The following is a 14,376-nucleotide window of genomic DNA, read 5'->3' as shown; positions in this document are numbered from 1 at the left end:
GTGGCCCCGGCGGACGACCAGGAGGTTGCGACCCCGGAGGGCCGGGCGGACGTGGAGGAGTGGTGACGGACATCCGCGCTTTCTCTTCCCCTCGTGCTTGCTGCGTACCCGGAAAGCCGGTCCCGAGGAACCTGACACTAGCTGGAGTTGGTAGAAACCCCACACCAGACGGTCCCCGTACGGCTATCCTGCGGAACCGTACCGCGACGGGGAGGACTGTAGGTCGAGAATGCCATCAACACCGACTACTAAGTCTCAAGTTCAGGCTTATCAGTTCGTTCTGCGACGGATGCAATCCGCGCTGGTCCGTCGCGACGCCGTCATGCTCCACGACCCGATGCGCACGCACACGCGGGCCACCATCGTGGGTGTCGTGCTGGCCGCGCTGGGCGTCCTGGTCTTCGTCATCTGGGGCCTGCTGAGCCCGAAGCCGTCCGTGCCCGAAGCGGGCAACATCGTCATCGGCGAGCAGTCCGGAACGGTCTACGTCGTGGCCGGGAACCCGAAGAAACTGATCCCGACCTTCAACCTCGCCTCCGCGCGGCTGCTGATCATCGCGCAGTCGAAGCAGGGGGCGCAGCAGGCGGGCGCCAAGCCTTCCGGGCCTGCGCAGGCCTCCGAAGTGAAGAACCCCACAGTCGTCTCGGACGAACAGCTGAAGAACATCCCCCGCGGCCAGCTCATGGGTATTCCGAACGGCCCGCAGCTGATGCCGACGGAAACCCAGCGGGTCTCCCCGGACTGGGGTGTGTGCGACGAGGTCATGTACGACCCGTCGGTGCCCCAGCCGGACCTCACGAAGACGGAGACGACCGTCTACGCGGGTGTGAAGCAACTCGGAAGCCGTGAACTCGGGCAGAACGAAGCCTTGCTGGCCAAGGGCGCCAACGGCCGGGAGTACCTGATCTACCGGCAGAAGCCCGACCCGAACCTCCGGAACGCGAACGCCGTCAAGGCCGAGATCAAGCCTGACGCCGACGCCGTCCGTTCCGCGCTGAAGCTGCCCAATCAGCCCCGTGGTATCTCGCAGGGCCTGTTGGACGCGATCCCCGAGGTGCCGGAGCTGAAGCTCCCGGACGTTCCTGGCACGGGTGAGAACCCGAACTACGAAATCGAAGGCATGAGGGTCGGCGGCGTGTTCTCCACGGAGCAGGCCGAAGGGCGGAAGGACTTCTACCTCATCACGAGGGACGGTATCCAGGCCATCTCGCCCGCCGTCGCGGACATCGTGCAGACCGGGAAGAACGACGGGAGCACCTCGGTCAAGTCCGTGCCGCTCGGCGCGATCCGCAACCTCACGCGGGTTTCCCAGGTCGTCGAGCTCGACGCGTACCCCCAGACCGTGCCGACGGTACTCAACGCGACCCAGGGTTCCCGGGTCTCCTGCCTGAGCTGGTCCATCACCGGCGAGGGCGCTTCGCGGGACCCGCACACGGCCGTGTTCGTCGACGACAAGCTGCCCAAGGGCAGGAACGCCGACGGGTCCGCCCCCGGCGTCAAGATCGGTACCCCCGGCCCGGTCGGCGCGCCGATCAACAGCTTCTACATGGAGCCGGGTTTCGCGGCGGTCGTCCAGTCGGCGACCGGCAAGGAGACCTTCGACAAGGGGCCGATCCAGCTGATCTCCGATCGCGGGATCCGGTACGGCGTCCCCGACGCCGTCACGGCGGATTCGATCGGGCTCAACAAGCGGGTGCCCGCGCCCGAGTCCATCGTCAGAATCCTGCCCACCGGCGCTTCGCTGAACACGCAGGACGTGCTCAGGACGTTCGACACGGTGCCGATCGACGACAGGGCCGGTTCGGTCGCCACGCAGTCGCAGCAGGCTCCGGCGGGTAACTGATCACGGGAACCCCCCGGACGGCGCGAGCGTCTCAACGCCCGAGCGGAATCGGGTGAGTGGAGGGTGCAGTGGCCGGCCTGAAGATCGACGGCGACGTCGTCGGTGACTACGCGAAAAGGGTGGACGCGGCCGCCGGAGAGCTCGACCTGGCGGCGGCGGAAGTGACGGGCGCGGGCGTCACCGTCGAGTCACACGGCACGCTGGGCGAGGAACTGGGCCTTGGCGCGTCCTACGGGCGTGCGACCGAGGCCATCCGGCGTCAGCTGGTGGAAGGCGCGGCCGCACTGAGGTCGGCGTCCGAGGCCCTGCACACGGTGACCGCGCGGCACGCCGGGCACGACGACGAGGCCGCGCAGACGATCAAGCGCGCAGTGGAGCTCTGAACCGCATGATCGCCGAATCGGAGAACCCGACGGATTCCATCCCGCACCCGATGGCGGCCGCACGCCCTGCCGCTCCCGAGGCGCCCCCGATCGCGTTTAGCCCGCTAAACGCGACGGGGTCGGGCGGCGAGGAGCTGATCGAGGCCGCGGCACCGCATCTCGCCTTCGTCTCGGAGCTGTCCGGGCATCTGGGGCTGATCGATCCGGTCGAGACCTACCTGACCCCGCTGGCGGGGCGCTGGGAGGACTTGAAGAACGAGGCGGACCTGCTCCGGAAAGCGGCGAAGACCGCGGGCAACGTCTCGAAAGAACTGTCGGAGGACCTCGGACGTCTCGACGCCGGGTGGTCCGGCAAGGACGCTGACGCCTTCGTCGCGTACATCGTGGACATCAACGCCGCAGGCTCCGACGTCGAAGACGCCCTCACCACGCTGGCGAGCTCGCTCGACGAACTGGTGCTATCGATCCGCCGCATCCTGACCGACCTCGTCGAGGTCCTGGTCGACACGGCGGAACTGACCTCCGAGACCGCGATGCTGCCGGTCGGCGGCGTCCGGCGGGCGCGGACCCAGCTGGAGGAGGCGCAGGAGTCGGCCAAGGCGCTCTACGAAGCCGCACGCAATGTCCTCGAAGGCTTCGTGCGGTTTTGCGACGGCGTCGACGATCCTGACGCCGGCTCGCGGAGCATTTCGATCGCGCACCGGTACCCACAGGACGAATTCAAGCTTCACGACGATTCCGAGGCGCAGGGTGCGCCGGTGCCTGAGAAGGCTTCCGCTGAGGTGGGTTCCGGCGCGGCGGCTGAAGAGCAGTCGACGTCGCCGTCCGCGGCCGACGGCAGGCAGACCGGGTCACAGGAGCCGCTGATCGAGCAGGGGCAGGCACTGGTCCCGGAGGTCGCGCCCGTTCAGGCCGCTCCGGCTCATGGGCAGGGGGTCGCCGGGGCCGGATCGGCGATGATGCCGATGGGGATGGCGCCGATGATGGGGATGGGCGGCATGGGCGGAGGCCAGACGGCTCACCAGTCCAAGACGCGGCCCGCCTCGAAGCCGTCCGATGTGGTCGGTGAGCCCGGCCAGGTCGTCCCGCCCGTGATCGGTGAGGACGAGAAGCCGGCGAAGCCCAAGCCCGCCACGTAGGTACCCCAGGCAGAGCGACTTTCGCGGGCTAAGTGCGATCTGGGCAGCTCGGAGGCGAGTCCGCGTCGATCGCACTTAGCCCGCGAAACGCAGGTCCTACGGGGTCTTGCGGCCCGGTGAGGCGGTCGGCCGGTTGCGGCGGACCGAGTGCACGACGAACAGCGTGACGAGCAGCGCCACCAGGCCCCCGCCGGTTCCGGCGAGCGCGACGATCATCGGGGCCGGGTCGCGGTCGTTCGACGGCGGCAGGTTCGCGGGCAGCTGGACCGGCTTGGCCTTGTCCGCCTCCGACGGCACGATCGCCGTCAGTGCCGCGATCGGGTCGATGACGCCGAAGCCGACGAAGTTGTCCCGTCCGCCCGGCGCCGCGGGATGCTGAGCCGTCTCCTTGATCCGGGTCATCACTTCGCGGGCATTCAGCTCTGGGAACTTCTGGCGCACAAGTGCGGCCACACCTGCGACGTACGGGGCGGCGAAGCTGGTCCCCTGGATCTCACCGGGCTGCCCGTTGCCTTCGATGGTCAGGTTGGCCAGGCTGCTGGAGCCCTCCGCCGGGTCCAGAGAGATGATCTTGGTGCCCGGCGCGGCGACGCTGACCCACGGCCCGTGGACGCTGAATTCCGCGACGCTCCCGGTGTCGTCGATCGCCGCGACCGACAGCACGTCGTCGGCGAACCACGGCGGTGTGACGATCGTCTTGGGGGTCCTGGGGTCCGGTTGATCGTTCTGCGGGCATTTGTCGCCGACGTTGCCCGCCGCCGCCACGACGACCACGTCCTGCTCGACAGCGTAGTTCACGGCTGCTTGCAGCTGCTGCTCTTTCGGGGTGATGCCGCCACTGGCCGGGCGACAGTTGTCGACCGACATGTTGATCACCTTGGCGCCTTGGACCACGGCTCGGACCACGGCCTGCGCGAGCGTCTCCAGCGTCCCCGCGGTCTTGCCCTGTTCCTGCTGCCGCCCGCCCCTGTCTTGCCCTGGGGACGTTCCCTCCGCCGCACCACCGACCGCGCCGTTTCCCTGCGAGGACGGCGGAAGCTCAGAACCCGGATTGTTCGACGAAGGCGGCGGAGCAGAATTGGACGCGGGTGGCGGCTCGGCCTTCTTCTCCGCTTCCTCGTAGTTCTGGCTGGACTGGCGGATCGACAGGATCGTCGCGTCCGGCGCCACCCCTCGGAACCCGATGCTCGCGTCGGGCGGGTTCGCGGCGATGATGCCCGCCACCTCGGTGCCGTGGCCGTCACAGTCCTCGAGCCCGGGTGCCTTGCCTCCGCCGGGCGTCGCGACGTAGTCGCCACCCGATTCGACACGACCCCCGAAGTACGGGTGCGCGGAGACACCGGTGTCGATCACGGCGACCTTGATGCCGCCGCCGACCGACTTCTCGGCGCCGCGCATCAGCTGGTGGACCTTTTCGATCTGCAGGTACTCCTGGCCCCAAGGCCGGTTCTTGATGTCGACCTGGTCGCCGCCGAGCTTGCTGCGCTGGACGCACTCGGTCTTCTTCTCGTAAGTCTTGTCCGGCTTGCCCGAGTCGACCGGCTTCTTGGACGTGTCCACCGGAGGCGGGGTCGCGTAGTAGCCGCCGGCGTCCGGCGCGACGCTGCTTTGCTGCGCCCACGCGGGAAGAGCCACCGACGCCGGCGAGAGAACACCGATACCGGCCGCCAGCAGCACCGTTCCGGTACGTCCGGCGAGGCCGAGGTGGCGGACGCGCGTCCCCCTGGACTTCCGCGCTACGGCCATCAGAACATCATCCGATCGGGTCGTCACTTGAAGTTGAGGTGGCGCAGCGTCGTGTAGAGATCCATGACGCCGAGCGCCAGCGGGAGCACGGTCGCGATGAAGACGGCTTCGAAGATCTCCACCGTCCGCCGCAGCGGTGGCGAGAAGCGCTGGTTCGGGAAGATCACGCCGACCACGAGCGCGCCCGCGCCGATCAGCAGCAGCGCGCCGAACACGAAAAGGACGCGGTTCAGCGGGCTCGCCGACCACATCCAGCCGAGCAGGATGCCCGCGCCGGACACCATGCCGGTGGTCAGCAGGGCGATGGCCTGCGCGCCGTTCGCGTACGCCCGCGCCCTGAGGAGCAGGACCAGCGTGGCGATCACGCCGAGGATCGGCCCGAAGACCGTCGGCGAAGTCGAGGCGATGATCGCGAACAGCGCCGTGGCCGCGCCGCAGCCGGTCAGCAGACCGGTCATGTACTCGTGGGCGACCGCGGTGCGGCGTTCGATGGCACGGTAGTCCGGGAAGCCCGAGTCTTCCTTGAGCTCTTCGGCGCTGCCGGGAACGTGCGGCGTCGGAAGGGCGGCGAGCTTGATCGTCGCGCGCGGCAGGATCGAGATGCAGGCCAGCGAGAACGCGGTGGCGCCGGCGGCGATCCCGGCGATCGGGGTGTCGATGAGCGTCGCGGCCAGGAACGTCAGCGCCGAGATCGTGGCCGTCGTCGCGGCCGCGATGAAGGTGGTGATCCCGTGTCCGATGACGAGAATGCAGACCGCCGCCACGATGATCACGAGAGTACTCGCGAGCAGCAGGTTCGCCCACAGGGACAGCCCCGGCACGATGTAGAACCCGCTGACGAAAGCCAGCGGCAGACCGCCCGCGGCGGCGATCAGGACGCCGGTCGCCTCGGCCTGGTACGCCTTGGCCAGTGTCGCGCCGATCGCGACGCACGCGATCGCGCCGACACCGCCGGCGATCGCGGCGGCGAGCGCGTTACCGCCGTAGAAAGAGCCACTGGTGAAGAGCGCGAGGGCCGCGAAGAACAGCGCCAGGCCACCCGCGATGTGCCCGAAGCGGCGTGCCGTCTCCTTGGTCCACGGACGGAAGCTGTCCGGGGACGACTCGGCGATCGCGTCGACGACGTCGTCGTACAGCGGGGGCGGCGGGTTCTCGTTGCGCTTGCGCAGCTGCAGCAGCTCGCCGTCGACCACTCCGAGGGACGCGAGGGTCCGGCTCGGGTCTAGCGGTGCGTCGCCCAGCTTCGCCAGCGCCCAGCCGCCGTGGCGGGCGCCGCCGTCCGGCGTCGCCTCCTTCGCCATCTCCAACAGCATGGGCAGCAGGTCCGCCACCGCGACGTCAGCCGGCAAAGCCACGTCGATCCGGGTGCGTGGCGCGACCACCGTCACCCTGCTGAATACCGTCGTGCCCGTTGCCACTGCCTTCCCCCTGCCCTGAGAGTCTGCTCCCGGGGGAACCTATACCGAACCCGGGTGCCCACATCATCGACTGTCGGAAAAAGACCGGCAAAAGTAGGAGAGGCGACCTCCGAGCCCCTCAGATCAGCTGCCGGCGCGTCGACTTTAGCGGGCTAATCGTGACGCGCCGGAGCCCTGGGCGCTTGAGCGGGCCCCGACCGCCAGATCGCGATTAGGGGGCTAAACGCACGTCGGGCGTCTGGGCCGCCGGATCGCAGTTAGGCCGCTAAACGCATGTCGGCGGAGCCGGAGCCCTACACTCCCGACATGCGTACGGCCCCGGCCGGGGCCGTTCTCGGCGTTGTCCGGATTTCACCGGCCACGTTCGATAGGTTGTCTCGCGCACCAGTACGCGCACCAACGGTGGCCGCCATCGTCGAGTTTGAAGAGGGGTCCTTCGATGAGCACGCTGCAGTTCAAGAAGTCACCGCGTCTGGCGGCGCCGCGGCCGCCGGGCGGCGAGGTGCATCTCGAACCGCCGCCTGAGGTGCCGCGCACCATCCCGGGCAACATCGTCATGAAGCTGCTTCCCGCGGTGATGATCGTCGCCTCCATCGGGATGATGATCTTCATGTTCACCACCGGTGGACGTAATCCCATGATGATGATGATGGGCGGCATGATGGTGCTCAGCACCGTCGGCATGATGGCGGGCGGCGCGGGCAAGGGCGGCGGCGCCAAAAAGGCCGAGATGGACGAGGACCGCAAGGACTACCTGCGCTACCTCGGCCAGATGCGCGACAGGGCCCGCGAGGCCATGGTCGACCAGCGCGCCGCTCTCGAATGGGTCCACCCCGACCCGCAGACCATGTGGTCGCTGGCCGCGAGCCGCCGCATGTGGGAACGCCGCCAGAACGACCAGGACTTCCTCCACCTCCGCGTCGGCCGCAGCTCGCACCGCCTCGCGACGCGGCTGGTGCCGCCGCAGACCGGCCCGGTCGACGAGCTGGAGCCGATCGCCACGCTCGCCCTGCGCCGGTTCGTCCGCGCGCACTCGATCGTCCCGGACCTGCCGACCCAGATCACCCTCCGCGGGTTCGCCGCGGTCAGCATGCAGGGCGACCGCGGTCTGACCCGCGGCCTCACCCGCGCGATGCTGGCCCAGCTGGTCACCTTCCACAGCCCCGACGACGTCCTCATCGCGGTCGCCACGGCGGGCCGTGCCAAGGAGGAATGGGAGTGGGCGAAGTGGCTGCCGCACGCCCAGCACCCGGCGCTCGCCGACGGTATCGGCCAGCTGCGGATGATGGCGGGCTCCCTCGCGCAGATCGAGCAGTGGCTCGACGAGGAACTCCGTGACCGCCAGCGGTTCTCCCGCAACGCGACGCCCGCCCCGGACCAGCCGCACGTCGTCATCATCGTCGACGACGCCGAGGTCACCCGCGAGGAGCAGATCATCCTCGAAGAGGGTCTGGTCGGCGTCACCCTGATCGACCTTTCCGACTCCATCGGCAACCTCGCGGCCCGTCGTGGTCTGCGGCTGGTCGTCGAGGAAGACCGCCTCGGCGCGCGCAGCGCCGGCGGCGTCGAATGGTTCGGCCGTCCGGACACGCTCAGCGTGGTCGAGGCCGAAGCGCTGGCCCGGCTCCTCGCCCCGTACCGCGTCGGCACCGCCGCGCAGGACGCCGCCGAGGAAGAGCCGCTGCTGTCCAACCCCGGTCTTCTGGAGCTGCTGGGCATCCCCGGCGACCCGATGACCTTCGACGTCCAGCAGGCCTGGCGGCCGCGTCCGGTGCGAGACCGCTACCGCGTCCCGTTCGGCGTCGGCGAGTACGGCCAGCCGGTCGAGCTGGACATCAAGGAAGCCGCGATGGAGGGCATGGGCCCGCACGGCCTGTGCATCGGGGCGACCGGTTCCGGTAAGTCGGAGTTCCTCCGCACCCTGGTGCTGGGCATGCTCGCCACGCACTCGTCGAGCACGCTGAACTTCGTCCTCGTCGACTTCAAGGGTGGTGCGACGTTCCTCGGCCTGGACGCCGCCCCGCACGTCTCCGCGGTCATCACCAACCTCGCGGACGAGGTCACGCTGGTCGACCGGATGAAGGACGCGCTGGCGGGCGAGATGAACAGGCGCCAGGAGGCGCTGAAGAACGGCGGTAACTTCAAGAACGTCTGGGAGTACGAGAAGGCCCGCGAGAACGGCGCCGACCTCGACCCGCTGCCCGCGCTCTTCATCGTCTGTGACGAGTTCTCCGAGCTGCTGGCCGCCAAGCCGGACTTCATCGATCTGTTCGTCGCCATCGGCCGTCTGGGCCGGTCGCTGCAGATGCACATGCTCCTCGCGTCGCAGCGGCTGGAAGAGGGCAAGCTGCGCGGTCTCGACTCGCACCTTTCCTACCGCATCGGTCTGAAGACCTTCTCCGCCGCGGAATCCCGTGCCGCGATCGGCGTGCCCGACGCGTTCGAGCTGCCGTCCGTGCCCGGTGGCGGTTACCTCAAGTACGACACCTCGACGCTGGTGCGGTTCAAGGCCTCGTACGTCTCGGGTCCGTACCGGCCCGCGGGCATCAAGGCCGCCGGCCCGGTCGCGACCGTGGTCCGCGCGGACAAGCGCCCGCAGCTGTTCGTCCCGGACTTCGTCGAACTGCCGAAGGAACCGGAGCCGCAGCAGATCGAGGCCGCGCCGGTGGAAGAGGCCAAGTCGGAGGAGGCCGTCGAGCCCAGTGAGCTCGACGTGATCGTGTCCCGGCTGATCGGCCAGGGCCCGCCCGCGCACGAGGTCTGGCTGCCGCCGCTCAAGGAGCCGAACTCGCTCGACACCCTGCTGCCGAACCTGAACCCCACCGACGACCGCGGTCTTTCCCCGGTCGGGTTCTTCGGCAACGGACGGCTCCAGGTGCCGATGGGTATCGTCGACCGCCCGTACGAGCAGCGTCGTGACCTGCTGTGGGCCGACTTCTCCGGTGGCGCCGGGCACGGTGTGATCGTCGGCGGTCCGCAGTCGGGCAAGTCGACCATGCTCCGGACGCTGATCATGTCGATGGCGCTGACCCACACCCCCGAGGAAGCGCAGTTCTACGCGCTCGACCTCGGTGGCGGTACGTTGGCCGGTCTCCAGGGCCTGCCGCACGTCGGTGGCGTGGCCGTCGCCCGGCGCGAGCCGGACAAGGCCCGCCGGATCGTGGCCGAGCTGACCACCCTGCTCACCGAGCGGGAAGGCCGGTTCGGTGCGATGGGCATCGACTCGATGAACGAGTTCCGCAACCGCAAGCGGCGGGGCGAGATCAAGCCCGAGGAAGACGCCTTCGGTGACGCCTTCCTGATCGTCGACAACTGGAAGGCGCTGCGGGACGACTTCGACGAGCTGGAGACCTCGATCACCAAGCTCGCCACCCAGGGTCTTTCCTACGGTGTGCACGTCATCATCGCGGCGAACCGGTGGGCGGACATCCGCCCGGCGATCAAGGACATGATCGGTACCCGGTTCGAGCTCCGCCTCGGTGACCCGAGCGAGTCGGACATCGACCGCCGGGTCGCGGTGAATGTCCCGGCAGGACGCCCCGGCCGTGGTCTCACCAGGGACAAGCTCCACCTGCTGACCGGTCTTCCGCGTATCGACGGATCGAGCAACCCGGACGACGTCGCCGCCGGCGTCGCCGACGCGGTCGCGAAGATCAAGGCCGCGTGGAAGGGCCGCCCGGCGCCGCAGGTCCGCCTGCTGCCCGAGATGGTCACCTACGACGAGGTCCTCAGCATCGACACCAAGCGCAACACGAAGCTGGTGCCGATCGGCGTCAACGAGGAAGACCTCCAGCCGATCTACCTCGACTTCGCGGCCGATTCGCACTTCTACGCGTTCGCGGACGGCGAGTCGGGCAAGACGAACCTGCTGCGCCAGATCACCAGGGGCATCACCGAGCGGTACACGACGCAGGAAGCGGTCATCATCCTCGTCGACTACCGGCGCACGATGCTCGGCTTCATCGGCGGGGACCAGCTGCTCGGCTACGCGGTGTCCGCCGCGCAGCTGGAGAGCATGGTCAAGGACGTGCACGGGTCGATGACCCGGCGCCTCCCCGGTCCGGACGTCACGCAGGAACAGCTCAAGACCCGGTCCTGGTGGACCGGTCCCGAGCTGTTCGTCATCGTCGACGACTACGACCTGGTCGCCACGCAGACGAGCAACCCGCTGAAGCCGCTCGCCGAATTCCTCGCGCAGGCGAAGGACGTCGGTCTGCACATCGTCGTCGTGCGCCGCAGTGGTGGCGCGAGCCGGGCGATGTTCGACCCGATCCTCGGCAAGCTCAGGGAGATCGCGGCGCCCGGTATGGTCATGAACGGCTCGCGAGACGAGGGCAACCTGGTCGCCAACGTGAAGCCGAGCCAGATGCCGCCTGGCCGAGGCAACCTCGTGACCCGGAAGCACGGCAAGCAGCTCATGCAGGTCTCGTGGATCCAGCCGGACTGACCTCCCGCGGAACCAGGTGAGGCAAGGGCCGGGTGTGGGGTGACGACGACGATCTGCGGGAGTGGCTTGTGACAGTGCGGGTAGCGGTGGACTTCGGGACATCGAGCACCTGCGTAGTCGCTTCGATCAACGGCCGCGAGCCGCAGGTCGTCGTGGTGGACGGGCAGCCCTTGATGTCGTCGGCGGTCTACGCCGCGCCGGACGGGACGCTGTTCGTCGGCCAGGAGGCGGAGCGGCAGGCGGCGGTGGATCCGTCGCGCTACGAGCCGAATCCGAAGCGCCGGATCGACGAAGGCGACCTGCTGCTGGGCGACAACGTCCTGCGCGTGACCGACGTCGTCCACGCCGTGCTGAAGCGCGCGGTGACCGAGGCGCGCCGGCTCGCCGGCGACGCCGAGGTCGAGCTGCTCGTCCTGACCCATCCCGCCGATTGGGGCGCGACCCGCACCCGGCTGCTCCGGCAGGCGGCGGGCGGGCTCGCGCGTCAGGTCGCGCTTGTGCCGGAGCCGGTCGCCGCGGCGGTCTATCACGCGGCGACGTTCGCCCCTGCCGACCTCAATTCCGAGCGCACCGTCGAGTTCAGCGGCCGTCCCGGCGACGCGCTGGCGGTACTCGACCTCGGCGGTGGCACCGTCGACGTCTCCGTGGTGCAGCGCATGCCCGGCAGCCCTGCGGATCGCAGTTTGCCCGCTAAACGCGCCGGGTTCCAGGTGCTGGCCACCCGGGGCGATCCGAGCTTCGGGGGAGCGGATGTCGATCAGGCGCTCCTGGAGCACGTGGGTTCGCTGGTGTCGTCGGCCGATCCGCCGGAATGGCGGAAGCTCGTCGAGGGCCGCGAGCTCACGGACAGACGGCGGCGGCGCGTCCTGCGGCAGGACGTGCGCGGCGCGAAGGAGACGCTTTCCCGGCACGCGTACACCGACGTCCCCATGCCACCGCCGTTCGCCGACGCCCATGTGACCCGGGAAGACCTCGAGCGGCTCATCGCGGGCCCGCTCGGCCGCGCGGTCGAGCTGACCGTGGCCGCGATCGGCGATTCCGGGCTGCGGCCGAAGCAGCTGACGGCGATCTTCCTCGTCGGCGGGTCGAGCCGGATCCCGATGGTGTCCCGGCTGGTGCACGAGCGGACCGGTGTCGTACCGACGACCCTGGACCAGCCGGAGACCGTGGTCGCCCGCGGTGCCCTGCGTGCGGTGCTGATCGACCCGGACCGGACGGGTTCGCTCGCGGGCTCCGCGGTCTCCCGTGCCGGGGGCGGCCCCGCGCCCGTCCCCACCGACCGGCGTCCCGACGCCCCGCGGCCCCCGTTCCCGCCCGGCCCACCCCCGCAGAGCGCGTTTAGCCCGCTAAACGCGACGCGGCAGGGGCCGCCGTCGCCTCCGATGGGACAGCAGGGAATAGCGGCACCCCCGCCGCCGTGGCGGCCGGGTGAGCCCGCCCGGGAGCCCAAGGCCACCGAGGGCGGCGGGAAGAACAAGAAGCTGCCCTGGATCATCGCCGGGGCCGTGGTGGCCGTCGCGGCGGTCGTGGCAGGCGTCCTCTTCGCGGTCAACAGCGGTGAGGCCGAGCCGGAGGGCCGCACACTCGCCCAGTACGACTACCGCTTCATCGCGCCGCCGGACTGGACACAGACCGACGACCGTGTCGCCAAGCGTCAGGTGGTGATCCACCCCAGCGAATCCCTCACGGGCGACGACCTCGTGGTCGCCCAGGAGAACGTGATGGACTACGACGCGACGGCCGACAGACAGAAGCTCGTCGACGAACTCGCCGCGCTGGCGCGGCGAGAGCCGGACAAGTACAGCGGCTTCAACGGCGCCGCGCAGTACGCCGGGAAGACCGTCATCTACTACCGCGAGACCAAGCCGAGCGCGCGCGTCGACTGGTACGTCGTCGTGCAGGGAAAGACTCGCGTCCACATCGGGTGCCAGTACGGCACCGGCTCGCCACTCGAACAACGCGTGAGCGCGGCCTGCGAGCAGGTCGTCAAGACGATGGTGGTCATCAACTGAAGGGGGAGGCACATGCCACCCGAACCCGAGACCGCCGCCGAACACTTCGCGCGTACAGGGCGCGACGCGGTCACTTATGCGCGGCAGGTCGCCCGCATGGCCAAGGCGCGCTACGAACGCCGCCGGGGTGAGAACGCCGAACTGGCGAAGCAATTCGGCAAGGGACGGCTCGCGGGCGGCGAGACCGCGCCGACTCCCGCCGTCGTCCGGAACGCGGCGAAACGGTTCCGTGTGGGCGCCGGTCTTCCGGTCCCCGCTTTGCCCTCGGCGGCGGACTTGGTTCCCCTTCGGCCAGAACCGGCGCCCAGACGGCCACGTGTGGGTGACGACGACGAGGACTTTTCGCAGTCGCGAATCATGAGCCGTGGCGATTGAACGGCCTGTGTGCATTCGCTAAATCGCATGGTGAAGGCCATTTTCCCCGCGCGAAACGCAGCGTGCGCGCCGAGTTCCCGCGTCCGGTTCCCGCCGGGAGCGTTAACGCAAGCAACTACTTGAAACCAACGAGCGACAAGAGGGAACCAGACGTGGCAGTGTCTCCGTCGTAGGTCCGTACCGAACGAACTTCACCAAGTACGGATAACCACGAACGAAGGGGGTAGCTCCCATGGCTGGCGGTTTTCAGGGGAATGTCGAGCAGTTCACCCAGGCTGAGAAGCGGGTGACCGAGGTTCGCGTTTCGATGGACCAGAACCTGAGCAAGCTTCGCGACAACATCGAGGCCACCCGCGCCGGCTGGACCGGCGACGCCTCGATCGCGTTCAACAACGTGATGAAGCGCTTCGACGAGGCGGGCCGTGGGCTCAACCAGGCCCTCCAGAACATCGGTGACCTGCTCGAGCAGGCCGGCTCGAAGTACAACGCTTCCGAGCAGCAGCAGCAGGAACTCATCAACTCGGTCAACAAGGGCTTCGGCGTCCTCGGCTGATCTGGCTCCACCCCGCAAAAATCCAAGACTTTTCTTAATCACTGGAGGAATTCATGGGCGAGATGAAGGTCGATTACGCCACGATCCACGCGGCGGCCGACGACTGCAAGAACACCGGCGGCGAGCTGGAGTCCCTCTTCGGACAGCTGAAGAGCGACCTCGCTCCGCTGGTCAACACCTGGCAGGGTGACGCGCAGACCGCGTACATCGCCGCGCAGACCGAGTGGGACAACAAGTTCGAGGAGCTCAAGCAGCTGCTCGCGCAGGTCGCCGGCGTGCTGCCGCAGCTGGCCGACGGTTACCAGGCCACGGAACAGGGCGTCACCGGCCTGTTCTGAGTCTTCCGGCTCCGAACGAGCAACGGCGGGCAGGCATCTTCGGATGCCGAGCCCGCCGTTTCGTTCGTGTCAAAGGAAAAGCCGCGACGGGGACCGTCGCGGCTTTCTTGTCCGGCAGCGGG

Annotated in this window: 10 protein-coding genes; 8 read left to right on the top strand and 2 right to left on the bottom strand. The window is 68.9% G+C overall.

Features of this window, described 5'->3' with window-relative positions; translation table 11 throughout:
* Window positions 1–229: 229 nt before the first annotated feature.
* From eccB to AC069H_RS24930, 3 genes are all read left to right on the top strand, one after another.
* Window positions 230–1,843 carry a type VII secretion protein EccB gene (eccB, locus tag AC069H_RS24940; RefSeq protein WP_478224973.1) on the top strand — a complete coding sequence of 538 codons (1,614 nt, stop codon included), beginning with the start codon at window positions 230–232 and terminating at the stop codon, window positions 1,841–1,843.
* Between the two features lie 68 nt (window positions 1,844–1,911).
* Window positions 1,912–2,226, top strand: a complete 315-nt coding sequence (locus AC069H_RS24935; RefSeq protein WP_478233984.1) for a hypothetical protein — start codon at window positions 1,912–1,914, stop codon at window positions 2,224–2,226.
* A 5-nt stretch (window positions 2,227–2,231) separates the two neighbouring features.
* Window positions 2,232–3,365, top strand: coding sequence for a WXG100 family type VII secretion target (locus AC069H_RS24930; RefSeq protein ID WP_478233983.1), 1,134 nt, complete (start codon window positions 2,232–2,234; stop codon window positions 3,363–3,365).
* Window positions 3,366–3,461: 96 nt separating this feature from the next.
* Here the strand turns inward: AC069H_RS24930 and mycP are convergent, their stop codons facing one another.
* Entirely contained in the window at window positions 3,462–5,111 is a 1,650-nt protein-coding gene (mycP, locus tag AC069H_RS24925) for a type VII secretion-associated serine protease mycosin (RefSeq protein ID WP_478233982.1), read from the bottom strand.
* A gap of 23 nt (window positions 5,112–5,134) precedes the next feature.
* Window positions 5,135–6,499, bottom strand: coding sequence for a type VII secretion integral membrane protein EccD (eccD, locus tag AC069H_RS24920; RefSeq protein WP_340688809.1), 1,365 nt, complete (start codon window positions 6,497–6,499; stop codon window positions 5,135–5,137).
* 469 nt (window positions 6,500–6,968) lie between these two features.
* Here eccD and eccCa point away from each other — a divergent pair, with 469 nt between their 5' ends.
* From eccCa to AC069H_RS24895, 5 genes are all read left to right on the top strand, one after another.
* Window positions 6,969–10,976 carry a type VII secretion protein EccCa gene (gene eccCa, locus AC069H_RS24915; protein WP_478224978.1) on the top strand — a complete coding sequence of 1,336 codons (4,008 nt, stop codon included), beginning with the start codon at window positions 6,969–6,971 and terminating at the stop codon, window positions 10,974–10,976.
* Between the two features lie 68 nt (window positions 10,977–11,044).
* Window positions 11,045–12,988, top strand: a complete 1,944-nt coding sequence (locus AC069H_RS24910; protein WP_478233981.1) for a type VII secretion-associated protein — start codon at window positions 11,045–11,047, stop codon at window positions 12,986–12,988.
* 12 nt (window positions 12,989–13,000) lie between these two features.
* Window positions 13,001–13,363 (top strand): hypothetical protein, encoded by a 363-nt coding sequence (locus AC069H_RS24905; RefSeq protein WP_478224980.1) that lies wholly within the window; start codon window positions 13,001–13,003, stop codon window positions 13,361–13,363.
* Window positions 13,364–13,595: 232 nt separating this feature from the next.
* The gene (locus AC069H_RS24900; protein WP_091597926.1) at window positions 13,596–13,916 is read left to right on the top strand and encodes a WXG100 family type VII secretion target; all 321 of its coding nucleotides are present in this window, start codon (window positions 13,596–13,598) and stop codon (window positions 13,914–13,916) included.
* A gap of 53 nt (window positions 13,917–13,969) precedes the next feature.
* On the top strand, window positions 13,970–14,254 hold the full coding sequence (locus AC069H_RS24895; RefSeq protein ID WP_219146111.1) for a WXG100 family type VII secretion target: 285 nt from the start codon (window positions 13,970–13,972) through the stop codon (window positions 14,252–14,254).
* Window positions 14,255–14,376: the final 122 nt, after the last annotated feature.

The sequence above is a fragment of the Amycolatopsis sp. NPDC043887 genome, from assembly GCF_056435665.1.
The sequence above is the reverse complement of the archived record's forward strand: the minus strand, read 5'-3'. Positions and strand labels throughout refer to the sequence as shown.